The 23803-nt window shown below is 58.6% G+C and carries 22 protein-coding genes and 1 pseudogene; 12 read left to right on the forward strand and 11 right to left on the reverse strand.

The window, feature by feature from the left end; all coding sequences use genetic code 11:
• Nucleotides 1–43 precede the first annotated feature (43 nt).
• From QPL98_RS07715 to QPL98_RS07730, 4 genes are read right to left on the reverse strand one after another with little or no spacing between them, the layout of a single operon-like run.
• Complete coding sequence (locus QPL98_RS07715; RefSeq protein ID WP_303293034.1) at nucleotides 44–1294, reverse strand: Wadjet anti-phage system protein JetD domain-containing protein; 1251 nt, start codon at nucleotides 1292–1294, stop codon at nucleotides 44–46.
• On the reverse strand, nucleotides 1291–4809 hold the full coding sequence (locus QPL98_RS07720) for an SbcC/MukB-like Walker B domain-containing protein (RefSeq protein ID WP_303293035.1): 3519 nt from the start codon (nucleotides 4807–4809) through the stop codon (nucleotides 1291–1293). Before QPL98_RS07720 ends, QPL98_RS07715 begins: the two co-directional genes overlap by 4 nt.
• Nucleotides 4793–5455: a DUF4194 domain-containing protein gene (locus QPL98_RS07725; protein ID WP_023008459.1), complete on the reverse strand. Its 663-nt coding sequence runs from the start codon at nucleotides 5453–5455 to the stop codon at nucleotides 4793–4795. The genes QPL98_RS07720 and QPL98_RS07725 overlap by 17 nt, the downstream gene beginning before the upstream one ends.
• Complete coding sequence (locus tag QPL98_RS07730; protein ID WP_303293036.1) at nucleotides 5448–6851, reverse strand: Wadjet anti-phage system protein JetA family protein; 1404 nt, start codon at nucleotides 6849–6851, stop codon at nucleotides 5448–5450. Before QPL98_RS07730 ends, QPL98_RS07725 begins: the two co-directional genes overlap by 8 nt.
• 149 nt (nucleotides 6852–7000) lie before the next feature.
• On the opposite strand from QPL98_RS07730, the gene QPL98_RS07735 reads away from it, so the two are divergent.
• A complete protein-coding gene (locus QPL98_RS07735) occupies nucleotides 7001–8002 on the forward strand; it encodes a WYL domain-containing protein (RefSeq protein ID WP_303293037.1) in 1002 nt (333 codons plus the stop codon).
• Nucleotides 8003–8419: 417 nt separating this feature from the next.
• Here QPL98_RS07735 and QPL98_RS07740 read toward each other — a convergent pair whose 3' ends face one another.
• Both QPL98_RS07740 and QPL98_RS07745 read right to left on the reverse strand, forming a co-directional pair.
• On the reverse strand, nucleotides 8420–8878 hold the full coding sequence (locus QPL98_RS07740; RefSeq protein ID WP_023008462.1) for a PaaI family thioesterase: 459 nt from the start codon (nucleotides 8876–8878) through the stop codon (nucleotides 8420–8422).
• Between the two features lie 4 nt (nucleotides 8879–8882).
• A complete protein-coding gene (locus tag QPL98_RS07745; RefSeq protein WP_303293038.1) occupies nucleotides 8883–9689 on the reverse strand; it encodes an enoyl-CoA hydratase/isomerase family protein in 807 nt (268 codons plus the stop codon).
• A gap of 444 nt (nucleotides 9690–10133) precedes the next feature.
• Between QPL98_RS07745 and QPL98_RS07750 the strand changes: the two genes are divergently transcribed.
• Together QPL98_RS07750 and QPL98_RS07755 are read left to right on the forward strand one after the other, a co-directional pair.
• The gene (locus QPL98_RS07750; RefSeq protein ID WP_303293039.1) at nucleotides 10134–10433 is read left to right on the forward strand and encodes a DUF1330 domain-containing protein; all 300 of its coding nucleotides are present in this window, start codon (nucleotides 10134–10136) and stop codon (nucleotides 10431–10433) included.
• On the forward strand, nucleotides 10426–11340 hold the full coding sequence (locus QPL98_RS07755) for an alpha/beta fold hydrolase (protein ID WP_303293040.1): 915 nt from the start codon (nucleotides 10426–10428) through the stop codon (nucleotides 11338–11340). The genes QPL98_RS07750 and QPL98_RS07755 overlap by 8 nt, the downstream gene beginning before the upstream one ends.
• 195 nt (nucleotides 11341–11535) lie before the next feature.
• Here the strand turns inward: QPL98_RS07755 and QPL98_RS07760 are convergent, their stop codons facing one another.
• The 4 genes from QPL98_RS07760 to QPL98_RS07775 all read right to left on the reverse strand — a co-directional run bounded on the left by QPL98_RS07760 (nucleotide 11536) and on the right by QPL98_RS07775 (nucleotide 14865).
• Nucleotides 11536–12039: a GNAT family N-acetyltransferase gene (locus tag QPL98_RS07760; RefSeq protein ID WP_303293041.1), complete on the reverse strand. Its 504-nt coding sequence runs from the start codon at nucleotides 12037–12039 to the stop codon at nucleotides 11536–11538.
• Between the two features lie 65 nt (nucleotides 12040–12104).
• Complete coding sequence (locus QPL98_RS07765) at nucleotides 12105–12839, reverse strand: 2'-5' RNA ligase family protein (RefSeq protein WP_303293042.1); 735 nt, start codon at nucleotides 12837–12839, stop codon at nucleotides 12105–12107.
• Nucleotides 12840–12948: 109 nt separating this feature from the next.
• Entirely contained in the window at nucleotides 12949–13833 is an 885-nt protein-coding gene (locus QPL98_RS07770; RefSeq protein WP_303293043.1) for a DMT family transporter, read from the reverse strand.
• Between the two features lie 15 nt (nucleotides 13834–13848).
• Nucleotides 13849–14865, reverse strand: a complete 1017-nt coding sequence (locus QPL98_RS07775; protein ID WP_303293044.1) for a LysR substrate-binding domain-containing protein — start codon at nucleotides 14863–14865, stop codon at nucleotides 13849–13851.
• Between QPL98_RS07775 and QPL98_RS07780 the strand changes: the two genes are divergently transcribed.
• The 3 genes and pseudogenes from QPL98_RS07780 to QPL98_RS07790 all read left to right on the forward strand — a co-directional run bounded on the left by QPL98_RS07780 (nucleotide 14858) and on the right by QPL98_RS07790 (nucleotide 17780).
• Nucleotides 14858–16021, forward strand: a complete 1164-nt coding sequence (locus QPL98_RS07780) for a branched-chain amino acid transaminase (RefSeq protein WP_303293045.1) — start codon at nucleotides 14858–14860, stop codon at nucleotides 16019–16021. The genes QPL98_RS07775 and QPL98_RS07780 overlap by 8 nt on opposite strands.
• Nucleotides 16022–16359: 338 nt before the next feature.
• A pseudogene (locus QPL98_RS07785) lies at nucleotides 16360–17094 on the forward strand (YggS family pyridoxal phosphate-dependent enzyme).
• Nucleotides 17091–17780, forward strand: coding sequence for a glutamine amidotransferase (locus QPL98_RS07790; protein ID WP_303293046.1), 690 nt, complete (start codon nucleotides 17091–17093; stop codon nucleotides 17778–17780). Before QPL98_RS07785 ends, QPL98_RS07790 begins: the two are co-directional and overlap by 4 nt.
• A 714-nt stretch (nucleotides 17781–18494) precedes the next feature.
• On the opposite strand, the gene QPL98_RS07795 is transcribed toward QPL98_RS07790, so the two are convergent.
• Nucleotides 18495–19154 (reverse strand): LysE family translocator, encoded by a 660-nt coding sequence (locus tag QPL98_RS07795; RefSeq protein WP_303293047.1) that lies wholly within the window; start codon nucleotides 19152–19154, stop codon nucleotides 18495–18497.
• A 174-nt stretch (nucleotides 19155–19328) separates the two neighbouring features.
• Between QPL98_RS07795 and QPL98_RS07800 the strand changes: the two genes are divergently transcribed.
• The 6 genes from QPL98_RS07800 to mobI all read left to right on the forward strand — a co-directional run bounded on the left by QPL98_RS07800 (nucleotide 19329) and on the right by mobI (nucleotide 23454).
• On the forward strand, nucleotides 19329–19940 hold the full coding sequence (locus QPL98_RS07800) for an alpha/beta hydrolase (protein ID WP_303293048.1): 612 nt from the start codon (nucleotides 19329–19331) through the stop codon (nucleotides 19938–19940).
• A gap of 2 nt (nucleotides 19941–19942) precedes the next feature.
• On the forward strand, nucleotides 19943–20149 hold the full coding sequence (locus QPL98_RS07805) for a DUF1737 domain-containing protein (protein ID WP_303293049.1): 207 nt from the start codon (nucleotides 19943–19945) through the stop codon (nucleotides 20147–20149).
• Between the two features lie 13 nt (nucleotides 20150–20162).
• A complete protein-coding gene (locus tag QPL98_RS07810) occupies nucleotides 20163–20798 on the forward strand; it encodes a LysE family translocator (protein WP_303293050.1) in 636 nt (211 codons plus the stop codon).
• A gap of 93 nt (nucleotides 20799–20891) precedes the next feature.
• Nucleotides 20892–22268, forward strand: coding sequence for a CoA transferase (locus QPL98_RS07815; protein WP_303293051.1), 1377 nt, complete (start codon nucleotides 20892–20894; stop codon nucleotides 22266–22268).
• Complete coding sequence (locus QPL98_RS07820) at nucleotides 22268–22807, forward strand: AAA family ATPase (protein WP_303293052.1); 540 nt, start codon at nucleotides 22268–22270, stop codon at nucleotides 22805–22807. Before QPL98_RS07815 ends, QPL98_RS07820 begins: the two co-directional genes overlap by 1 nt.
• A gap of 260 nt (nucleotides 22808–23067) precedes the next feature.
• On the forward strand, nucleotides 23068–23454 hold the full coding sequence (mobI, locus tag QPL98_RS07825) for a conjugative transfer protein MobI(A/C) (protein ID WP_348657665.1): 387 nt from the start codon (nucleotides 23068–23070) through the stop codon (nucleotides 23452–23454).
• Nucleotides 23455–23803 lie beyond the last annotated feature (349 nt).

The following is a 23803-nucleotide window of genomic DNA, read 5'->3' on the forward strand; positions in this document are numbered from 1 at the left end:
TCCGTGATCCAGCCAGATCAGGCCGCCAATTCCCTACTCGACTCTATAGGGCCCTGGTTTTGTCTAGCGGGCTGAGAGGCGCAATTTGTTCCTGCTCAATCCACAGTAAGCTTGTTCGTTGGCAGTTACCAAGATGTTCATAAAGCTCAGAAATGGCAGGATAACCTCGCGCTGATTCAATCGCTTGCATCAACCCTGCCACAGGTATTTCCTTGAGCTCGTCGTCACCTTGGCTTCGTATCGAAGCATCCAGCCCCATAAGGTATGGCTGAATATCGATATTAAGTCGTTTCGCCAGAAACGCCAGGATTCTATAACCACCCACGTCACGATCGCCCCAATGATAAACCGGCACCTCATCTTGGACTTCAGCGATAATGATCTCTATTGCATGCAGCCAGGCACGGGGCGGGAACCCAGCGGTGTAAATGACGACACCCGCATCATCAATCTCCCGCACATACCGCTCAAAGCTGGCTCGGTTTTCAATGAAGAGCAAATACGGTGGTCGTTGGCGCCACTCAATACCTTTAATTTCATCCGGGGAAACACCGATCCCGTAGTGGAGCGCGGACAAATCAACAACACCTCGGCAGAATAGCAGGGCGTTCGCTTTAAACCGCATTGGCATTGGGTATTTGCTGATCCCATAATGCTCCAGCAACTTCGGTCCATCGTCCATCAGGTTTGCCACGTCATCGTCCAGTTGACCGACCATCAAACGACGAATCAGATTCGCGAAACTCTTCTCCTCAAGCTTCTTGGAGTCATTAAAGAGCATCGTGCTGAGGGTTCTCATCTCAGGGACTGGCGAGGTGTCTTCAGACTGAACGATCCACTCGACAACCTTCATGGCATCGAAAAGCCGCGCGGATTGCTGTCGCTTAACACCATTGAATGTTTTGTTGGCTGACCATGCCTCCGCTATATCTCGCTTAGTCGTTTCCCACCAGGGTATATTGAATTCTGCAGCCTCAAGCTGTTCGAAGGCGAGCTCTATGTCATCCGCCAACGGGGTTAGCCCTTGAGACGCCATGAGCCGGCATCCATCAGTAATTTGGACCGCCTCAATATGCTTGAATGCACCCAGGGCCACTCTACGCTGATACTGAATGTCGAGATGCTCCAGCGCTTCTAAACTTCGGTGAAGGGCTGTCTTCGCACTATTGTTAAGTGCGAAGTACCACCGATAGGCGTGATCTGTAATGCGTATCCGTGCTTGGGGCACTACACCATCCGGCCTATCGATGTGCTTGATCAGTTGCGCGAGAAATGTCTCGACGTGATTGCTCATACCCCAGTGATTGTCTCCGCTTTGACTTTTAATTCAGCGGCTCGCTCAATGACAAGCTCAGGGTGGTAGACAGGGTTGCGTTGATCAATCAACTTATGCCCTCCCTCGAAAATTTTTGTGTGGTCGATAACCACATCACGACCTTCCCGGCAGATGGTATAGATCTGGTCCATTTCCTTACCGATCTTGAGGGTGACCTCAGGCGGCGCAGCCACTATTAGCTGCAGACCAATCTCTTTCAGAAAGGCAACGGCACCACTGGCGTTCCCCCCATCCATATTGTTGAACGCTTCATCCAGGAGAACCAGAGAGGCACCCCGAGGAGAGTTTTCACGAATCTTGTAAACATTCATGAAACTCGCCGCCAGAGCGATATAAGCGGGAGTCTGCTTCTCCCCGCCAGAACCGGTGCTTTGCATTTCGGTTACCCGACGCTCTTCACCCGTATTGGGATTACGCATTTTCATATCGTATTGGAAGAACGAGCGGTAATCCCGGATCTCATTAATCAGGTCATCCCCGGAGATCAGAGCCTCTTTCAGAAGTTCGAGGGCCGGATGCTCGGAATCTTTCTCGAACAAGGTGCCAACCAACTCGGCCTGCTCCCTATCCACGGTTGTTATGTATTCGTAAACAGTGGCCAAGCTCTCGGTCTCACGGAGCTTGAAGTGAAAGCTGTAGATGTTGTCGTGGAAAGGAATTCTCTTGAGGACACTGTTGAGCTGCTGGAAAGTGTATCGCATCTGATCAAAGCGATTCTGAAGCTCCCCGACGATGATGCCCCGAAAGTTCATTTCCATTTGCTCAGCAGCTTCCTGAGCGGCTTGTCTATGATCCAGTAACTGAGCTTCGAGGATGCGCTCTACCCAATCGGTGCAGTCGGTCTTTATGACAGAATAGGCATCAGAGTCATCGTTCTCAGGCTTGGCGGCCCCCAGAAGCTCAGCCCGATTGGCAATGTCTTCTGAAAAATCATTGGTGAATTGGATCACTTTTACATGCAGGTCTCCACGTGACCTTAGTTCTTTTTCCCGGGCAGTATTTTTCTTCCCTTCCGCTTCATTTCGAATCAGTGCGTAGCGCCCCTCAGCCCCATCATATTTCTGTTCATAGGCTTCCCAGCGTTCCAGCGCCTTATTCATGTCGTGCAATTCAGACGCCTCTGTGTGGCGGCGTTGCTCCCGGGCCCTCTCCAGTAAAGGACGAACCTGCTCCAAATCAGCTTTCAGGCTTTTGATGGTAGCCTCTGCCTGTTGTTTGTCGCTTCTTGCCTGTGTGATTTTTTCATTGCAGTTATAGTGGGCCTGCTCCGCCTTCTCTTTGGCGCTCTTAAGACGCTCATCTTCAGAGGTAAGAGGCTGCAGCTGTTCCCTGGCATGAGAGAGAGTTTGCTCACAGGCTGCCAGACTCTGACTTTGCTCTTGCAGCGCGACGGCGCCATCGTTGACCGCCGCGCAAACGCCCGCCCACTGGCGATTAAGCTTGCTCAGCGTTGTCGACGGGCCACTTAACCTGGCTACTCGCCGGGCCAAACTATCAAGCTCTTTTTCCAGCCGTTCCAGCTGTTGAGCTTTGGCATGTTTACCAATCAGCAGACCGTCAATTTGAGAGGTGCCGCCAATCGTTGCGCCGCCAGCCGTTAAACCGGAGGCCATCAGTGCTTTACGTTCGCGCCTGAGTTCATCACGGGTCGCGGCCATCTTGGTTCGATCCAAGATGATGTTCATGAAGCCCCGGGCTACCGGGTCCTGGGTTTCGATGAGTGTCGAGACCATTCCCACAGTAGGAGATTTGTTTTCGCGCAAAGCTAAATCTGGGTTGATAAGGCATGCTCGCCTTATGCGCGGGCTTTGTTTCTGAGTGGCTTCGTAGATCTCAAGTGCGTGACCAAAATCTTCTGTTGCAACTACAAGAGCTTCACGATTCGGCCCGAGATAGGATTCAACAGCTTCTTGCCACTCTGAATCAGTGATCTCACATACATCACAAACGGGCACCGCCTGAATGCCCTTCTGCTTTAATAGCTCAATGGTTAGGCTGGTTGACGGATGAATGTCCGAAAGCCCGTTCTTCAACCTTTCAACTCGTGATTGAAGTGCTGCGCCATCATCTGTGATTTGTTTCAGTTCATGGCTGACATGTTTATCTGCTGTTTCAAGCCGTGTGGAAATTTCATCCAAAACCGGTCTGGCATCCAAAAGATCCGCAGTGACCTTGGCGGTATTTTCGTGATCTGATGGACTGAGACTGGCAACGTCAGCGCGGGCAAGAAGATCGGAACATTCGACCCACCGCTCCGCCAGTTGTTCAAAACTGGTAATATCCAGAGTGTCAGCAAAGCGTTGGCGCGTGATTTCACCTACCGTGTTTCTGAGGGAAGTGGTTAGCTCAGCGAAACGGGTAGTTGCTTGCGTGACATTTTGCTCCGCCGCCTCGACGGTTTTACTCAGACTTGCGGCATCTGAGTATTGCCATGCTATCAGAGCTTCCTCATGACGCTTTTTGAGTTCAGGCAGTCGAGGGGTTTGTTGCTTGATCGTCCGCTCTGCTTCTTCAAGCTTGTCTTGCTGCTGATCCAGACGGTCCTCTAGACCGCTGTTTCGTTCATCAAGCCGGGCCACTTCAGCCTCTTGTGAGACCCATAACTCAAAGTGAGCATCAGTCCGGTGCTTCGTCACCTTATCTGCTTCAGTGATCAAAGCTTCACGAGCCAATTTGTGACTCTCCGCGCGCGTGATTTCATCCTCAATGCGGCGGTGCTCAAGCAGATCCTCACGAAGCTGCTCTGTTTCTATAGGTTCGGGTGGCAAAATGAAATCGCGGATAAACGAATCAATCGGACTATCCATCTTCAACTGCAACGCACTGGACAATGTTTTGACCAGCATTTCGGGCTCAATTTTCCCGCTGCGAGTTTGATCAACCGACATCATCTCGGCGAACTTTTCGCGCATAATCCTTGCCCCGTCGATCATCTCGTAGCTCATCGAACCCCGGTACTCTTTGGCGGTCAACTTCATACGATCAACAAATTCACGCCACGGTAAAAATGTGTCCTCCGACGATAAAAGGTCTACCTCGGAGACATGGCGCCCTTTGATGATGTGACCACGAGTTTCAATGCTGGCCGATTGCTGAGTAGCGTGGATAGAGACCCCAAACGAATAGGGCTGCTGGTGATGGTCGTACCAATTCAGAAAAATGTAGGTATTGGCACTTTCCCGCTCGAACGTGGTGACATCGTTTTCTTTGAATTCGCCCAGCGCGTAGCTTCTGGCAGAGCGTCCCGACGCTTTTCCGTCGGAGGCGGCGTTGTAGCTAATACGCCTTTGATCTCCTCCCATCAGAACAAACTGGATAGCATCAAATATCGTTGTTTTCCCGGCCCCATTCTCACCCGACAAGAGAGATGCGGCTACTCCCACCTCCAGGGTTTCCAGATCCAAGAGATACCACTGTGCGAAAACAAAATTTTGAAGGAAATGCGCTGGCATTGGGTTATTCAGCGTTGTCATCAGACGCCTCCGCAGGGTCAGTGCTCAGGTGTGACTCATCTCCGGGTTCTGAATCTGGAGCGTAGCTGTTCATGAAGTTTTCGAGCGATCCAAGAAAGGCCGGGCCTACCACTCGCGTTATATTGGGCAACACCGTCACATCAGGAAGCCTGGTGTCCGGATCTCTGGGCCCAAGTTCAATGATGCCCCTCTTTCGAAGGGTATCCAGGGCCTCGACGGTAGCGGTCAGTATCGGTCTTTCACCTTTAACTTGCTCATATTGATTAAGCAGCTCCACGGTTGGCGGCGTGACGCGGCCAAGGTCCGTGCGCCCCATCGAGGCCTCAGTGTCATACATTTTGCGCAATATCAGCAGAAACACAGTGGCCGTGACATCCAGCTGGCTTCCAGTGCCTCTGGGCAGCACCCCCACATACCCAAAGTTGCGATCGTAATACCAGTCCATGTCCAGTGCATCGAATAGCTTATGGAAGTATGTGGCATTGTCCTCGCAGACTTTGAAGTGCTCTTTCTGCCCTCGCTTACCTTTCCAGACCCACTGCTTCTGGAGCAGGTAGGCAGCTGTATTTCGAAGAGTATCGGCGTAGTCGTCGGAGTTTCGCGACGCAATTTCTTTTAGCTCTCTCAGCACAATGTCATTAATCATTTCGTGATATCTCCGAGAAGGCCTGCCTGGTGATAATCAATCGACGACCGGCCATGTATTCAAGCTGTGTCCATTCGTGCTCGTCGAAGGTTACGCTGTACTCAGCTAACAGGGGATAAAGAGCATGGGTTTTGGAAACACCTTGCGCCAATAAGCGCAAGTGCAACGCTGCCATCATGTCGTCAGCAGTCTTGATGGTCAGGTCATCGGTGGTCATCTGAGCTCGGTCGCCCATATTTGTCTCAATAAAGCTCACCACCCGGTCAGGGTCATACCTCTGGAAGTGTATGTGCTCTTGTTTGAGCTGGTTATAGGCTCGCTTTTCCCACAGGGGCTTGGATTGCCTGCGAACCGTTGCGACCGCCGGTACCGATTTCGCCTTAGGTTTGGCCAAACGGCTTTCGGAAATTAGTTTTTCGCTGATCACCGGACTGGGCAGGGTTTCAATCGAATCATTCCGACCAATACGATCAAGCAAATCCTCGATCTGTTGGCCTATATTGCTGGGAGTGTGCACGGTGTATTTAATTCTTTCATGCATTCGACGGGTAATGCGCCGCGCATAGTCCTGTGTTTTTTTGAACAAGGGCCCAATACCGTCAAACGCAAGACTCAGTCGATCCAGATCGGCTTCGACCGTTTCAGTCGATGGATTCGCTATATCGTCTCGCTGGTATGCCTTAGCACACACCTCCAGCCGCTCCGGATTAAACCGTATATCACTTACCAGCTTGCGAATTTTGCTGGCGTGAAGGTTGGGGTTGCCCTTCAACGCGAGTTTCTCAATATTCGGCAGAAATAGCTCACCCAGGTACTCTTCAAAGTAGAAATTGAAGTTCCCACTGCCTGACGCGTCTCCGCCGCTAATCACATGGTGTATTTCGCGAATATTGCCCACGAGGGCTCGGAGGCGGTTGAGGAAGCCTTCCATGTCATCGGCTGCTTTCCGGATCAAAGACCCATTGGCCGGATCCTTAACCACTTCGGCAAGATTAGAGCGCACCGACAAGCAAACCACACCAAGCGATGGGTGTTCAGCACCCATACTCCTGAGGAATTGCAGTAGTCGCCTACCTTCTTGAGCCATCCAGACCACATAACGGTATCCGATTTCCAGCTCTTCTCGGATCCATCCTGTATCGCGCAACCGGTAGTAAACATAATGTTCTGGGCTTTGCGGGGTGGTTGCGGCCTCACCTGATTCAATTTCCAGGCGTAAGTGACTATTGGCGAGATAGTCGCGAAGAAAAACTCTCACCTGTTGTGGCGTCGGCTCATCCGCCAGCTGCGCCGGATCAAGAAACGCATCGAGCTCTAATAGCAGGTCGAGCATTAACCGCCCATTATCGCCAGCGATCGCTTTGAACAAATTGGTGTTAAGTGTGGCGAAACTCACCGACTCATCCCTCGAAGATTGACACCCGAACTTACGGGGAACACTATATTTTATACACCCCTATATTTTATATGGGTAGCTGATATTTATACAGTATTGGCTTAAAATTCCGGACATATGAACGCAACCAGCAGCTAAAGGGCCCTGCCATGCAGTATTTGCAGTACATAAAACCTGCGATCACCGAAGATACTAGCACTCTGTCTACAGCGAATCTGGCTGGTCGACGGATTGAGGCCGGGGCCTTTTCGCACGCACAATGGCTGCGTTTGTGCTTCATCGAACGTCAACTGTTATGGGAGCGGCGGCTGACCACGACCATGCTGATGGAAACGTTCGGAATTTCGCGGCCTCAGGCTCAAAAAGACATCAAGCTCTATCAGCAGATCGCTCCGACAGCGATGAAACCCTACCAACTTGGCATTCCCTACCATCAGCCAACGGAAACCTTTGAGCCGGTGCTGTTATCGGGCGAAGACCTCCAGTGGCAGTCAATTGAAGATTACGCGCCGCCCAGTGCTGGGCATGCCACAGAAATGCCAATGCTTCAGCGCCGGCATGATTTGACGGTTCTGGCTCGATTGTTGTCGGCTATTGAACACAAGCGATCTATCGAAGCTGTGATCGCAACAATGAATTCTCCAAAGGGCCGGACCAGGCGTTTAACTCCGACAGCTGTTGCCTTCGTTAACAACCGTTACCACGTTCGTGCCTTTTGCTGGGACCACATGGGTTATCGAGACTTCCTAATTGGCCGTTTCAAGAGCAATCCAGAAGTTGTTACGGCACCAAGGAGCGGTATGAGCTCGGCAAAAAATGCGTCCGCTTTCGAGCAGTACAAGGGAGTACCACCTGAAGCAGATACCGATTGGGATCAGATGGTTGAGCTTGAGTTGAAGCCGAACCCTCACCTAAGTGGTGAGCAGCAGGCATTAATCGCGTCTGATTATGAGCTTGAAGAAGGTGGCGCCTGGAAGCGTGTCACTATGCGCAAACCCTTGATCGGGTATTTTCTTGTCGACAATCGCATTCCTTCGAGTAAGGTCGAATACCATATGGCTGCCCACGATAACCCTATAGCTTGGCCTGTCTTTGCTTGTACAGCCGACTCGAATAGGCCTGCACACGAGATTGGGTTCAAACCTGACTGAGCCGTCAATCGCCGGCCTAGTCCAGCCCAGAGCGGTGTCCAGATGCTAGCGAAACTTCCGTGCCCAAGGTCGCCTAAGGATGCATCACTTTACGGGCAAAATCTGGTGAAAATATGAACAATCGCTGTTAGCCGCCATCATCACTGCGTCATTTTGTGACGCGGTAATGGAGCGCGGATCTTTCAGCCCATGCGGGCTATTTCATGGGGCGTGGGAGCGTAGCGGCAAAGTCCCAAATCAGGTAGTTACGTGGATAGGAAGTGGAAAGGCCGCATATCATCGATGCGCTGTCTTGCTTCTGACACGGTGGATAGCCTTTAGTCGGGCAATTCCAAGGCCCGAGGCTAAGTTCATGGATTCTCTCCTTGCCGTGTGACGATTGTCATTGGGCCTATGCTTGTCTGAATGGTGAGTGTGTCATCGGTCTGGTCTGCCCTGCATGCAGATCAATGTCTGCTGGCCAAGGGCTACTTGCGCACGCTTCTGATCGGTGACACCGAAGACTTCGAGTTGGCAGATGGTCAGCGTCCGCCCGGAGCGTACCACCGTGCCGACCGCTTCGAGATAGTCGCCTTGCGCAGGAGCAAGCAGATTGATCTTAAATTCGACGGTCAGCACAGAGCTATCCGATGGAAACACGGTTAATCCCGCATAGCCACCGGCTGAATCAGCGATGGCGCTCGTTCCACCGGCATGAAAATAGCCATGCTGCTGGGTAAGAGTCTCGTGAAAAGGCAGTACAATGCTTACCCGTCCACGCGAAACCTCGTTTAACTCGGCGCCCAAATGTTGCATCAGACCTTGGCGAGAGAAGCTTTCACGGACAATCTGCTCGACCTGAGGATCAAGGGGGTAGGATGGAATGGTTTGGGACATGGTTTTATCGGTCCTTCAGGATAGAGAGACTGTTAAATCGGGGTGGCCGCTTCTCCAGGAACGCGCGCATGCCTTCCTCGCGATCGGGCAAAGAGAGGGTATAGTGGAAGGCGTCTCGCTCCTTTCGTAATCCCTCATTCAATGTCAAGTTGGCGCTTGAACGAGCATTATGCTTAATGAGCGTCAATACCTCGCCTGGCAATGATGCTATGTCAGCCACGAGCTTACGGCCCTCTTCGAGGAGAAGGTCTGTGGGCACGACTCGTGAAACCAGACCACTGCGCTCGGCTTCACGCACGTCCATTCGGCGCCCAGTCAGCAGTAGATCCAGCGCCTTAGCCATGCCAAGTAGACGTGGCAAGCGTTGAGTGCCGCCCGCACCAGGCATGGTGCCGACCCGGATCTCGGGGTGGCCGAATACGGCGTTTTCGGCGGCTAGAACAATGTCGCACATCTCCACCAGTTCGCAGCCTCCGCCAAGCGCGAAACCTTGCACCAATGCCACCACGGGCTTTGGGAAAAAGCCCAGATGCGCGCAGCAACCGGCGAAATCAATGGCGCGCGCCTGCTCCTCGTCCATGCCAAGCATTTCTTTGAGGTCAGCGCCAGCCGCAAAGTGTTCGCCTTCGGCGCGTAAGAGAACTACCCTCACCGCAGCGTCGGCTGCCAAACTCTCAAGCTGAGCAGCCATCGCGTCGGTCAGTGACCGGCACAGAGCGTTGCGGGCTGCCGGTCGGTTGATGACCAGCTCGGCATAGCCGGCGGGTTGCAAGTCGCATCGAATGAGATTTCGATCGCATGTTGTTCTCATGTTGTTCTCCTGTGAAATTTGCTCCGATGCGCTGGGGCCATCAGGACCGTGGAGACCCAGGCGGTCATTTGAAAACCTAATATGCGATGCTGTCGGTCTCCAAATGCGAATATCTCAGATTGGATTGAGTTTTTTTCACTCGACTGGTCGGCGTCAACCCTCAAGAATCTGTCTTTATGAATTTAACGCCGGCCATTGGAACCTGGAACCGAGAGGAACCCTAGCGGACGCGAAAAAAGAGCGCTGGATCCCGTGCGGGGCGTCCGAACCGACGGTGGTAACCGCTATGACTGGGGCGGGATCTTCCTCGGTTGGCTCCTGCTGGAACTGCAACACATGCAGATGCGGCAGGAATGGATGCCCACAGGCAGCGCCGAGGGGCGACCGCATCGAATCTACCTCGGCCGCCGAGCCGGATCGCCATCGCGACGAGGAGTCTTCGTCATGACCGTTTTCGCCATCGCCCAACTCACAATCCACGACCGGACCGCCTACGACCGCTACCAGGCCCGCTTCATGGATGTATTCCGCAGCCACCGGGGACGTCTGTTGGCCGCGGACGAGCAGCCTCGCACCATTGAAGGCACCTGGCCGCACCAGAAGCTCGTGCTTATGTACTTCCCCGACGAAGCCGCCTTCCATGACTGGGCGGAATCGGCCGAGTACCAACGCATTGCCCAGGATCGCAAGGCCGGCGCGCAGGCCGTGGTGCTGCTGGTCCAGGGTCTCGCTGTGAATGGCTGAGCCCATCGACATTCGCGCCGCCGACGGCTATGCCCTGGGTGGATTCGCCTGGCGCCGCCCCTGCGATCCACGACGTCCGCATCCGGTCGCGGTCATCAACGCGGCCACCGCAGTGCGCTGTCGGTACTACGCGCGCTTTGCCGACTGGCTCCACAGCCACGGATGGGATGTGGTGACCTACGACTACCGCGGCATCGGCGAATCGCGACACTGTGGGCTGCGTCGGCTCCAGGCCGACTGGATCGACTGGGGGCAGCACGATTTCGAGGGTGTGCTGCAGTACGTCACCTGGGGATTCCCCGGCCAGCCGATCGACGTGGTCGGCCACTCCGCCGGGGGCTTCGTGATCGGGCTGGCCGAGTCCGCGCACCGCGTGCGGCGCATCTTCACCATGGGGGCCCAGTACGCCTACTGGCGCGACTATGCGCCAGCCGCGCGCCGCGCCATGTTCCTGCGCTGGCACGTGGCCATGCCGTTGCTGGCGCGGGTGCTTGGCTACGTGCCGGCCAAGCGCCTGGGATGGATGGAGGACACGCCCAAGGGCGTGGCGCTGGACTGGGCGCGCATGGGTCCCCGCTTCGAGGGCACGGTACGCCGCGGCCGAGAGACGCAGGAAGGCGAGCCCGAAGCCGAGATGCTGGCGCGGCGCTTCGGCCAGGTGCGCGCACCGATCCTGGCACTGGGTATCGAGGACGATCCGTTCGGCACAGTCCCGGCGCTGGACCGCCTGCTAGACTACTACACCGGCAGCGAGCGCCATCACCTGCGCTTGGCCCCCGCGGCCATCGGGCAGGCCGAAATTGGCCATTTTGCCTTCTTCCACGAGCGCTTCCGCGAGGCGCTGTGGCCCCTGGCGCTGGACTGGTTGCGTACCGGCGAGCCACCGACCCGCCCCTCGGCGCCCTGACGCATCGACCTGCGGACGATCCGCAAGCAACAGGAGGCACGACATGGCCGCCTGAGGTTCTGGATATTGGCTGCGGTACCGGGCGGGTTGCCGAAGCGCTGTCCATGGATCGGGCCGGTCAGGTGGCGGGCGCCGCCATCATCCTCCGGCTGCGGAAGACGCGACCAATCGATCTGCTGTAGGTTGTTCATTGCTTTACCACCGCTCGTTACCTGCCAGCCAAAACACGTAGCTCTTCCAGCCGGCGGGTTCGGCGAAGCGCGCGTAGGCCCGGATGGCATCGGGGTTGTCCTCGGGGACCAGCCAGCGCAGATGGACCCAGGCGCGTGATCGCCCGGTATCGGCGATGGCCATGATGAGCCGCTGCGCGAGTCGTTTCCCCCGTTCTGCGGGCAGAACGTACAGGTCGTCGAGTTGGCCCGACCGCCCTCCGGAGATCGCCTCGGGCAGGTCGAAGAACACCGCGAACGCGACGAGTTCGTCGCCGAGAAAGCCGCCCAGCACTTCCGCGATCGGATCGGCGATCAAGGCATCGGCCCGGGCCCGTGCGTCTGCTCCGGCACCATGTCCGTGGCGCATTTCGTCACCGTAGGCGGCCAGCAGAGCGGCAAGCGCAACGGCGTCCTCGGCAACGAGCTGTCGAAGCGTCACACCGTCATCCGGCAGGGTGTGCTGATCGCGCGAGTGTGTGGCTTTCATGGAGGCGTATGCCGGCCCCGTTGCTGGGGTTTCGGGTCGGTTCGATCGTGATTCATCCGCATCGGCTAGCCCACCGCCAAGCCGAACGCCCCGAGCTCTCTCACTTTGCCACCATCGACGGCGGCAACGGTCAGGGTATCGACGAGTCCGCCGACTTCGAGACCGTGATCGTTCAGGTCATCACACAAGCGCTTGGCAAGCCAGCGGTCGCTACAGGCACCCATGGTGATATGCGGGATGAATGGAACGTCAAGACGCAGGTGTTCTGCCAGCACGCCCCTGTACAGATGGTCATGAAGCCGCGACAGATCGCTATAGCCTTCGTCCGGAACCAGGAACACGTGGGCGCTGTCAGTCTGGTGATCGGTGCCGAGCATCGCATATCGACAGGTGAAGCGAATTGGACGGGCCAGGTTGCTCGCCGTCTCGACATGCGACATGTACACGTCCTCGCGCACGTCGGTACAACCAAACGCCATCGTGAAATGTGCGCCGACAACGGCAAACTGCGGATCGTATTCATGGCGAAAGGCTTCGATCCAATGGCCGTCATGATCTGAGAGCACTGGGTAAGCAAGCGTGTAAAGCAGTCTCATGGTGCGGCTGATCTCCTTTCGCCTAAATTCCGGCCACCGTTCTCCGGCGGACATTGTTCGCGCAACCAGACGCGCAAGGCGTCGGTCCTCGCCCAGGGCGGGTGGATACACGAGGTGGAAATCCGCACCGGCCGGGACCTGATGGTCGAACCAAGACTCCAGCAAGCCTGCCCGCACCGAACGCTCCGCGAGTTCCGCCACCACCAGGCACAGCTCCGTTTCTTCGGTGGCCGCCTGCGGCGCGAGGCCGCAGGAATCAATTCAGTGGCACGGGGACGCGCAAAGGCCCCTCATCTTCCTCAAGGCGTCAGTGTCATCGTTCTGTCCCGCCGCATCGGGCGATGACGGAGGATCGCCGCGCCGGGGTCGGGTCCCGCTGGGGGCGCAGCAGGTACCAGAACAGCGCGGCTGTGATCAGCGCGCCCCCGGCCAGTGCGCCGTTCCCAGGCGCCTCGCCGAAGGCCAGCCATACCCAAAGCGGTCCAAGCACCACATCCAGTATAGTGATCAGTCCCGCTTCTCCCGCAGGAATGCGTCGTCCTCCTTCGAGGAACAGCAGGAAGGCCAGGGCCATGGCGACGATGCCCAGCAGCGCCAGGCTCGATAGCGCCTTCGGGTCCGGAACCTGCCGTGACATGAAGGGCAGTGCGGCCACGGTGCAGAGCAGGCACCCCAACGTGTTGATTTTCAAGACGTCCAGCCCGGGATGGCTTTTGACGACGATCAGGAGTCCGCCGAACGCAGATGTCATGAGCAAGGCAAGCGCGCTGCCGAGGAGATGGCCACTGCCTTTGGGTGCACCTACGACGATCGCTACCCCCACCAAGCAGCATGCGCCGGCGGCGAGGACGCGTGGGGAAAGCGGCTCGCCCAGGATCAACCTCGCCAGGCCGGCGGCGACTAAAGGTAAGCAGGCGTAGATTAGCAGGACGTTGGCTACCGAGGTCAAGGTAAGCGCGGCGATGTACGCCACCGTCGCCACCGATACGAGGAAGGTGGCCCCCCATCCTACGGCACCGAACGCGCCGCCGCATCCGCGCAAGGCCAGGGCCGCGGCCAGCGCCAGCCCCGCGAACAAGGAACGCCAGCCGACTATGGTCCATGCGTCCAGGCCCGTCAGCCGGACGAACAGCCCGGCCGAGCTCCAGCAGACCGCCGAGAGCAAAACCATGACGAAACCGATCCATTGACGAGACACCCCACTTCCTCCATGTCAGGGTATTGAAGCCAACGGATCTGCGCAGGCTGCAGCGGATTGAGGCTTCAGCGCCGACGACGCGGTGCTTTGCTCGCATCCGTCCTTTGCACTACTTGTGTCGCCCGTCGTGTTCTCGTTCTCCTCGCGATGAGCTTGCGCATCTACTTGTTCGCGCAACCAGCCCCGCAGGTTGCCCAGCCGCCGGTCCTCTGAAAGCGCCTCGGGATAAACGAGCCAGAAGCCGACACCCGCGCTCACGGGGTGGTCGAAGACCGAAGCCAGCCGCCCGAGTCGGACGGCGCTCTCGGCCAACTCGCACACGGCGATCGAGACGCCAGCCCCATCGGCGGCCGCCTGCATCGTCAGACCGCCCGAATCCACGCGGGTCACGACAGCCGGCTCGAACGGCCCGCCGGGCAGGCTGTCCATCCAGCGCCGCCAGCTGAGGCAATGCCGCGATACGAACAGGTTGGCGCCCGTGACCTGCTTGAGGCGTTCTCGGTGCGAGCCGGTGGCAAAGCCCGGGTGCGCGTACAGATCGATGGTGGCCTCGAACAACAGGTCGGCCTGCAGGCCGGACCACTGGCCGTCGCCATACCAGATGCCGGCATCGGCCACGCCGGCGGCCAGATCCACGTCGTCCTGCGTGGTGGAAATCTCCAGGGAGAAGCCGCGCCGATCGAACGGATACAGGCTCAGGCGCGGCGACAGCCAGTTGGTCGCGAAAGTCGGCAGCATATTCACGCGCAAGGGCCCGTCGCGCCGCTCCTCGCGCAAGCTGCCCACGCTCTCGGCAATTAGGGCGAAACCCTCGTTGAGGCCGGGCGCCAGGCGACGACCGGCGTTGGTCAGTTCCAGTCGCATACCAACGCGGCGCAGCAGCTCGACGCCGAGCATGTCCTCCAGCGTGCGCAACTGGTGGCTGACCGCCGAGGGCGTGACCGCCAGCTCCAGGGCCGCGTCCTTGATCGAGAGATGGCGCGCGGCGGCCTCAAAGGCCTGCAAAGCGTTTAACGAAACAGGTATGCGCATTGAGGATATATCCTCCTCGGAATCATTCGAAGTTCGTAGGTTTATTAAACATGAAATCGTCGCTGTTGCGTGCATCGTCGCGCGGACCAAATCTCATCAACAACTTAGATTTACTCAATTGCTACAACCGCGAACAGGACGCAGACTGAATACAACTGCAATCCACGTGATGGTGCCTGCCATGCTCAATTCCCTTGACGATAACGACGGTCTGATCTGGCTTGATGGCGAGCTGCTGCCCTGGCGCCAGGCTCGCCTACATGTACTTACACATTCTCTGCACATGGGTGGTGCCGTCTTCGAGGGTATGCGCGCCTATGACGGACATGTTTTTTTAAATATAGAACATCTGGAACGGTTGCAGCAGTCCGCCACGATGTTGGACTATCACCTGCCGTGGTCGCGAGACGAACTAACAAAGGCAATTGAGGCAGTTCTGTGGGCCAACCAGCTCGATAATGCTTACATCCGGCCATTGGCATGGCGCGGTGCGGAAAGCGTTTCCATTGCCTCGCCGCGCGCCCGCATCCACGTGGCCATCGCGGCCTGGGACTGGCCCACAGCAGCGTCCCAGGGTCGCGCCGAGGAAGGCATTCGGCTGCAACTGGCGAGTTGGCGACGTCCCCATCCCGACACCGCGCCCACCGCGGCCAAGTGCTCGGGGCTGTACATGATCGGCACCCTCGCACGCCATGCCGCCGCTGCGGCGGGCTGCGACGACGCACTGCTGCTCGACAGCGAAGGGCGGGTCGCCGAGACCACGGCGACCAACCTGTTGATGGTCCGCGACGGGGTACTGGTGACCCCATTGCCGACCTGCTTCCTCGATGGCATTACCAAGCGGCATGTGATGGGACTGGCGCGCCAGCGCGGGCTGCGGGTAGAGGAGCGGACAGTGACGCTGGAGGAACTGCGCACCGCATCCGAGGTATTCACCGCGGGCACCTCGGTCGAACTGCAGCCGGTGGTTGCGCTGGTCGAGGATGCGGCGACCACCGAATGGCCAGTGGGGCCGGTGACTCGGCAAATGATTCTGGACTTTCGCGCGTCAGTGACCGAAGCGAGTAAGATCAGCCAGACCCTGCGGGAACGGGAGACCGGATTGTTGGAGCGTCGCCCATGGCCCGCTCGCGTCGCCCACTCGCAGACGACATAATGCACGATGGACTGGTGCGCAAGCGGCCGTGCAATGGGGCAGACGCCATGCTCTGTCGTGTGGTTACTACTTTTATAATAGAATCAAGCAATTGCGAGGCAGAATTTGCCGTGTCAGAGGATTCGAACGTGGAGATAGAAGCGTGCAGCACGGGAAGCTCCGGTGAAATCGCGAAGGCGTCGCCTGACCGCTGGGCCTTGGCTCCCGGTAATGGAATCCATACATTGCAGCCGCCAGAGCGTCTCTCGGTGTATTTGCACTCTGCGCCCGGCAATTTGCAGAGCTTTGGGAAGCGCGATGTCGTCGCTTCATAAGCAGCTCGGAGCTCCTCGTTATCCATGAACGAGCAACCCCATCCTTGACCTACCGCACACAGCGTCGAGGACTTTCGGCGGAATCTGGCAGTGGTGCATCGGCGCATCGCCGATGCCTGCGCCCGTGCAGGACGCGACCCGTCTGAAGTGCGCCTCCTCGCGGTCAGCAAGACCGTGCCGGAGGAACGCATCCGTTTGGCCTATGCCGCCGGCTGCCGCGAGCTGGGTGAGAACAAGGTGCAGGAGGCGCAGCGCAAGGCCGAAGCGATGGCAGACCTCGCCGACCTGCGTTGGTCGGTCATTGGCCACCTGCAAACCAACAAGGCCAAGGTCGTGGCGAGATTCGCCAACGAGTTCCATGCCCTGGATAGCCTGCGTGTTGCGGAGGCACTGGACCGTCGCCTGCAAGCCGGAGGGCGCGCGTTGGATGTGTTCGTGCAGGTCAACACCTCGGGCGAGGCCAGCAAGTTCGGCTTGCCGCCTTCCGAGGTGGCCGACTTCGTCCGGGCGCGGGTCCGCCCCTGTTTCGCACTGCTGCGCGAACTGCGCGATCGGCTGCGCCAAGAGACGCCGGCAGGCATGGGCGTGGATGAACTGTCGATGGGGATGTCCGGCGACTTCGAGCTGGCCATCGAGGAAGTCGCCACCGCCGTGCGTGTCGGCCAAGCCATCTTCGGCGCTCGCGCGACGCCGAACAGCCATTACTGGCCCGACGACAACCGGACCGCAACATCGACCGCATCGGAGCAGATCGTATGAAGACCGCCCTGGCACTGCGCCATATCCATTTCGAAGACCTCGGCACGCTCGAACCGCTGCTGCGCGAGCGTGGATTCGACGTGCGCTACCTTGACCCCGCGACAGACGACCTGGCCCGTGAAGAAGCCGAGTCAAGCGATCTTCTCATTGCACTGGGCGGGCCGATCGGAGCCTTCGACGAGCGGACCTATCCCTTTCTTGCCGACGAACTGCGTCTGCTCGAACGGCGCTTGGCCAGCGGCCGACCGCTGCTCGGCATTTGTTTGGGCGCGCAATTGATCGCGCGCCTGCTCGGCGCCGCCGTCGCCCCCATGGGCTTCAAGGAGATCGGCTTCGGCGCGCTGACGCTGACGGATGCGGGCCGCCGCTCGGTGCTGGCCCCGCTGGCTGGCGTGCCAGTTCTGCATTGGCACGGCGACCGCTTCGAGCTGCCTGAGGGCAGTGAACTGCTGGCGAGCACCGAAAGCTGCGCGCAGCAGGCCTACGCGGTCGGCAACCGGGTGCTGGGTCTGCAGTTCCACCTGGAAGCCGATGCCAGCCGAATCGAACGCTGGCTGGTCGGCCACTGCTGCGAGCTGGGCCAGGCCGGCGTCGATCCGGGCACGCTGCGCGCGGATGCCGAGCGGTATGATGCAGCTCTGGCGGCAGCGGCCCGCCGGACGATCGGCGCTTGGCTGGACCGGTAACAAGACACGGGGATGTCCTGAATTTCGGTGTCCCGCCCTGTCATCAGAATCCAGGTACAGGTGGTCTATGCGCAGGCAACGACGCAACGATTCTCCCATCAGAAGCCTGTGTTCTGCTTACGGCTGTGGGGCTGGATACGTCATTTGTTGACCGTGCGGCCTGGAGAGGCGCTGTATCTCCGCGCGCGCTCGGGTGATGTAGTTTGGCTTCCTTCAAGCCTTGGCACCTACATAGCTGCTTCGAGTCGTCATGGGCTGCGGCGCGCGAACACTTCTAGTACCTGTGCTTAGATCCGGAAATCAGCGACCACAACTAAAGATTGCATGCGGCTGCCATGGACGATATTAGATGAGAGAACGCTTGGTGGAAAAGATTTCGAGGGGCACGATAGCTATCTTACAGGCCTACCGTAGCGGACTTGCGTCGACCGAGCTGTTGATGTGAGCATGAAGGCTGTGGAGACACTCACTAAATAGTAGGTGTGGGGAGCTTCCCAGGCCAGCACGAAAATCGCCAGGACAAGTTCATATGATGCGTGATCTGCTGCATTGCTCGTGTATCGAGATTTTCGGCCTCGAACACTAAGGTAACCAGATTGCCTTTGAGCGTTCGGATCGTGAACGCATGGACATGCAGTAAGGACTTGTTGATCGCGTTTCCAGATTCTGTCGGACAGCTTGCAATCGGCTTCATGCAATGGCCAGAAACCGGAATCACGTACCCAAGACCTTTTCGCCGCTCGATGGTTTCCATAGGAGAATCCATGCGGCGAATCCGAGAAAGCCGATCCCCGCAAGGCGCGTGCAGCACTGGCGCCAGACGTAGGCTCCAAATGACTTCCGCAACCGGCTTGCAATGGCGGCATAGCCGGTTAAGGTCCCTCCGCTGAGGATCACGAAGATTGTAGTCAGACCGATGAACTGGGGTAGAAGTGCCTGGTCGGCCTGAATAAATTGTGGAAAGAAGGCCGTGAAGAAGAGGATCGCCTTCGGATTGGATGTCGCCACCAGAAATCCTTCTTTCGCAAGCGCGAAACCGTGAACCGGCCTGGGGGCATCATCATCGAACTCCGCCGGAAGCGCTCTTCGACTCTGGACAAGCAGGCGAATCCCTAGGTAGGCCAGGTACACAGCGCCGGCTACCCGGAGCGCGGTCATCGCGTGGGCAGAGGCGAGCAGGAACAGACCAAGCCCCCAGGCGGCCGACGCCGAAATCACAAGCAACCCTAACATATTGCCAAGAGTCGACCACAGGCTTGCGACCACACCCTGACTAGCGCCATTGCGCATCGCAAGCAGGATGGCCGGGCCTGGCGTAAGGATGGACAGCCAGGCCGCCAGGACGTAGGAAATCGGGAGTGAGATATCTAACATGGGATACGTCGTCATCGGCTATGAGGATGTGCGATTAAACGTTAACCAAGGCAAGCAAACCTGACTATTGAGTTTTTCTCTATGCTCGCTGAGGCCTTCTCACTCGCCAATTCGACCTGTAAGTCATAGCATTTTCGATCAAAAAACTCGTTCCGGATATCCAAATAACTCACTATGACCAGCAATCAGATCGCTCACCCTGTAATGCTCCCCGGTATCGGCAATTCTGGGCCCCGACACTGGCAGACACTTTGGGCTTCGCGCCAAAAGGGTTGCCAGCGATTCCAACCCGCCGACTGGGACAGGCCAAATCTGGCCGACTGGCTACAGGCTCTGGATACGTCCATCGACGAGTGCGCCGGTCCCGTCGTCCTGGTCGCACACAGCCTTTCGTGCCTGCTCGTCGCGCACTGGGCATTGCGGGGGGGAATCAGAGACGACAACCAGCACCGGATCGCCCAGGTCCGAGGCGCCTTCCTCGTTGCCGTCCCTGACCACGGCGCACCGGCGTTTCCGGGCGAGGCGAGCGAGTTCGGCTCGCCACCGACCGAACCCCTGCCGTTTCCCGCACTGGTGGTCACCAGCAGCGACGACCCCTATGGCTCGCCGGAGCACGCCCGGCGCATGGCCATGGGTTGGGCAGCGGGATGCGTGGAAGTCGGCGCCCTCGGGCATATCAATGCCGCCAGCGGCGTGGGCGACTGGGATACCGGCTGGCATCTGCTGCAGGCATTCGGAGCGGGGCTGCGCGTCCAGATGCCGGCATCGAATCGAGCGGGAGAATGAGCATGCTCGCGTATCGCTACCTGACCGGCATCGACGACGCGGCGTTCTGCCACCGCGTCACCGCCACTCTGAAGAGCGGCTGGGAGCTCTATGGCGAGCCGAGCCTAACCTACGACTCGGCGCGTGGCGCAGTGATCTGCGGCCAGGCCATCGTCAAGAACAACGAATCGACGACGTGCAGCGAGTCACTCAACTTGCCTGTGCTCTGACGGAGATCCCCCAATGAATGCATCGACTGCAATCCTGGGCTTCACACTGACGGCGCTGCTGCTCACCTTGACCCCCGGCCTAGACACGGCGCTGGTACTTCGCACGGTCGCTGTGGAAGGGGGGCGCAAGGCGATGAGGGCGGGCGGCGGCATCGTGACCGGCGTGCTGATCTGGGGGCTGGTCGCGGCCCTCGGGCTCGGCGCGGTGCTCGCGGTCTCCCGACTCGCCTACACCCTGCTGCAGATCGCGGGCGCGGCTTATCTACTCTGGCTCGGCTGGAAGCTGATCTCTGGCGCGCTCAAGAGCCAGCCGGCGCTGCCCGCAGATGATCCGCCGCTCGTGCGTGGCGAGCGCTGGTTCCTGCGCGGCCTGCTGACGAATCTGCTCAATCCCAAGGTCGGGGTGTTCTACGTGAGCCTCCTACCACAGTTCGTTCCCGCCGACGTGCCGATGGTCGGGTTCAGCGTGCTGTTGACGGGCATCCACGCCGCGATGGGACTGCTGTGGTTCGCCGCACTGGTGCTGGCCACGCGGCCCCTGGCACGCTGGCTGCGCCGGCCCACGGTGATGCGCTCGCTCGATGCGCTCACGGGCCTGGCGCTGATGGGGTTTGGCCTGCGTCTGGCCCTGTCCAGGCCGACGAGCTGAGGTGCGAGCGGCATAGACATCGAAACCTTCATACTACTGGCCGGTGCCGGCATGACCGGCGGCATCTTTAATTTTCTGTGAGGAGTCCATACGATGAATCCACTCGATGCACTGACTGCGCTCTGGTCGCTGGGCGGGCTGCCGCCGCAGGCGCTGGCCGGGATCGCGCTGACGGGCAGCGACCCGGTGTTTCCCTCGTCCTTCGCCGTCGGCACCGCCGCGCAGGCCAGCATTGCCGCGGCCGCACTCGCCGCCTGCGAACTGGGCCATGAGCGGGGTGCTCCGCGCCAGCGTGTCGCCGTGGACATGGCCCACGCCGCCGCCGAATGCACCGGCTGGTTCACGGTCGACGGCCAGGAGCCCGATCTGTGGGACCCACTCGCCGGCCTTTACCGTTGCGCCGATGGCCACGTGCGTGTCCACACCAACTTCCCGCACCACCGCGATGGCGCGCTGCACCTGCTGGGCCTGGACCCCGCAACTGCCACACGCGCCGACGCAGAGCAGGCCCTGCGGGGTTGGAAGGCGCTGGACTTCGAGCAGGCCGCGGCCGACCACGCGCTGGTGGCCACGGCGCTGCGCAGCTTCGCCGAGTGGGATGCCACGCCCCAGGGTCAGGCGGTGGCCTCGCTACCCTTGATAACCATCACCCGAATCGCCGATGCCCCACCGCGCGCTCTGCCGCCTCTGGCGGCCGATGAGCAGCCGCTCGCCGGCCTGCGCGTGCTCGACCTCACGCGCATCCTGGCCGGTCCCGTCGGTGGGCGGGCGATGGCGTCGTTCGGCGCGGACGTGATGCTGGTCAATTCCCCGAACCTGCCCAACATCGCCGCCATTGCCGAAACCAGCCGGGGCAAGCGCTCGGCGCATATCGACCTGCGCGGCGAGGCCGGGCGCGAAGCGCTGTGGCGGCTTGTGGAAGGCGCCCACGTGTTCTCGCAGGGGTACCGGCCCGGCGGCCTGGCTGAGCTCGGCTTCTCGCCCGAGGCCCTGGCCACGCGCCGGCCAGGCATCGTCGCCGTGTCGCTGACTGCCTACGGCACGCAAGGGCCCTGGGCCGGCCGGCGCGGTTTCGATTCGCTGGTGCAGACGGCGATGGGCTTCAACCACGCCGAGGGCGAGGCGGCGGGGGACGACAAGCCGCGCGCGCTGCCGATGCAGATCCTCGACCAGGCCAGCGGCTTCCTGATGGCTTTCGGCGCCGCCGCCGCGCTGTGGCGACAGTCGCGCGTAGGGGGAAGCTGGCACGTGCAGGTGTCGCTGGCGCAAACCGGGCACTGGATGCGCGGGCTGGGGCGCATCGAAGAGGGGCTGCGGGCCGGCAAACCGGACCTCAGCCCCTGGCTCGCCGACGAAATCTCCCACTTCGGCCAGTTGCGCGCTGTGCGCCCCAGCGCACAACTGTCGAAAACGCCGGCAGGCTATGCGCGACCATCAGCGCCGCCAGGCACCGATGCACCGGTCTGGTGATGTCGATGCTATCTCAGGTAGTCATTTCGGGGTGCTCTGGCGGCGGCAAGTCGACTTTGCTCGGGGAGCTGCGGCGGCGTGATCGTGCGACCATCGACGAACCTGGGCGGAGGGTCATCCTTGATCAGATTCAGCAAGGCGGCAACGCACTGCCATGGACCGACATGGAGGCCTTTCTGCGTGAGGTGCTGCGTGTCGCCACAATGGATCTCGAAGAGGCGGCATGGGTAGCTGGACCGGTTTTCTTCGATCGCGGGCTGATCGACGCCGCTGCAGCGCTTCAGCGACTCTGTGGTGTGTCGTTGGCGCGAAGTCTGGGCAAATCCCGCCCCTATGGGCGGCTCGTGTTCCTCGCACCGCCTTGGTCGGAAATCTATTGCGTCGACGAGGCACGGCGGCATACCTTTCTCGAGGCTAAGGCTGAATACGCTCACTTGGATGCAACCTACCGGGCACTTGGCTACGAAGTCAGGTTGCTTCCGTACACCAGTGTGACCGACCGAGCCGATTTTGTGCTAGAAACGATTTGCCGCTGCTAAAGGCCCATTGCGTTCCTCACTTTGTTCGTCGCTCCGAGGGTAGGCTTTAGTTCGATTGTCATCGGATTTCTCTCTCAACATTGATATCAATTGGATCTTTACACTGCCGAAACAGCGTTGGCTTGAAGCACCTCCGTTGCCTTAGCACTTGAATCTGCCTTGTGTGCCCGAAAAGGGCAAAAGCCCGTGGCAGCTCTGACCCATCGTGCGATTAGGATCGCGAGTGCCGTTTCAAATAGGAGCAAGCGAGATACCGCTATCTGGCGCAGCGACTCTGTGATCACTTCTGGTCCCACAACATAGCTCATCGTACCGACAAGACACGCGGCTATCCCGGGTGCTTCGGCTGCCGCGTTCGACTCAGAAAAAGAAAACTGGAATTGTCCTGGTACTACAATCGCTTCGTCCCGAAGATAGTTGTTCGCGTGAGTGCTGGTGAGTCTCTGCTTATTGAATTGAAAGGTGGCTTTTCTGAATGCCAGTATCGTTACGATAAGATTCCGAAGAGCTATACCGACATTGAGTTTTGGAATCCAATCTTCGATGTGGCAGATCTTGAAGGGTTAGAGTATGTGAAGGGCCTTGATGACGAGGGGCGTATAATTTGCGCAAGAAATAGAGGTTGTAAATTTCTCATAAAGACTTGAAATTCCATAGAGTGAAGGCAAGGACTCTTAACTGCTGCGCGATGCTGTCAGAGAGATTGTCAAATCTGGTGGATAGCCAATCTGACACGAGCTATGGAGGGTGAGTGCTATAACATACACCCAAAACACAGCGTCATTGCCTTTACCGATCTATACGAGCAGAGGGAGTTTGACGGCGAACTCGCAACGTCTTTTACGATCATCACGGTCAGGTCACCTAAAACACTTGAACCAACGAAATTTGCAGAACGCATGTAGGCTGACTAAAGAACCCAATGCCAGGCCAGACCTTCGATCCCTGACGCGGGTTATACTGAATTCATCAACTTTGTTTTGAGGTCATCACCAT

Source organism: Marinobacter sp. ST-43 (genome assembly GCF_030541085.1).
Taxonomy (GTDB): Bacteria; Pseudomonadota; Gammaproteobacteria; order Pseudomonadales; family Oleiphilaceae; genus Marinobacter; species Marinobacter nauticus.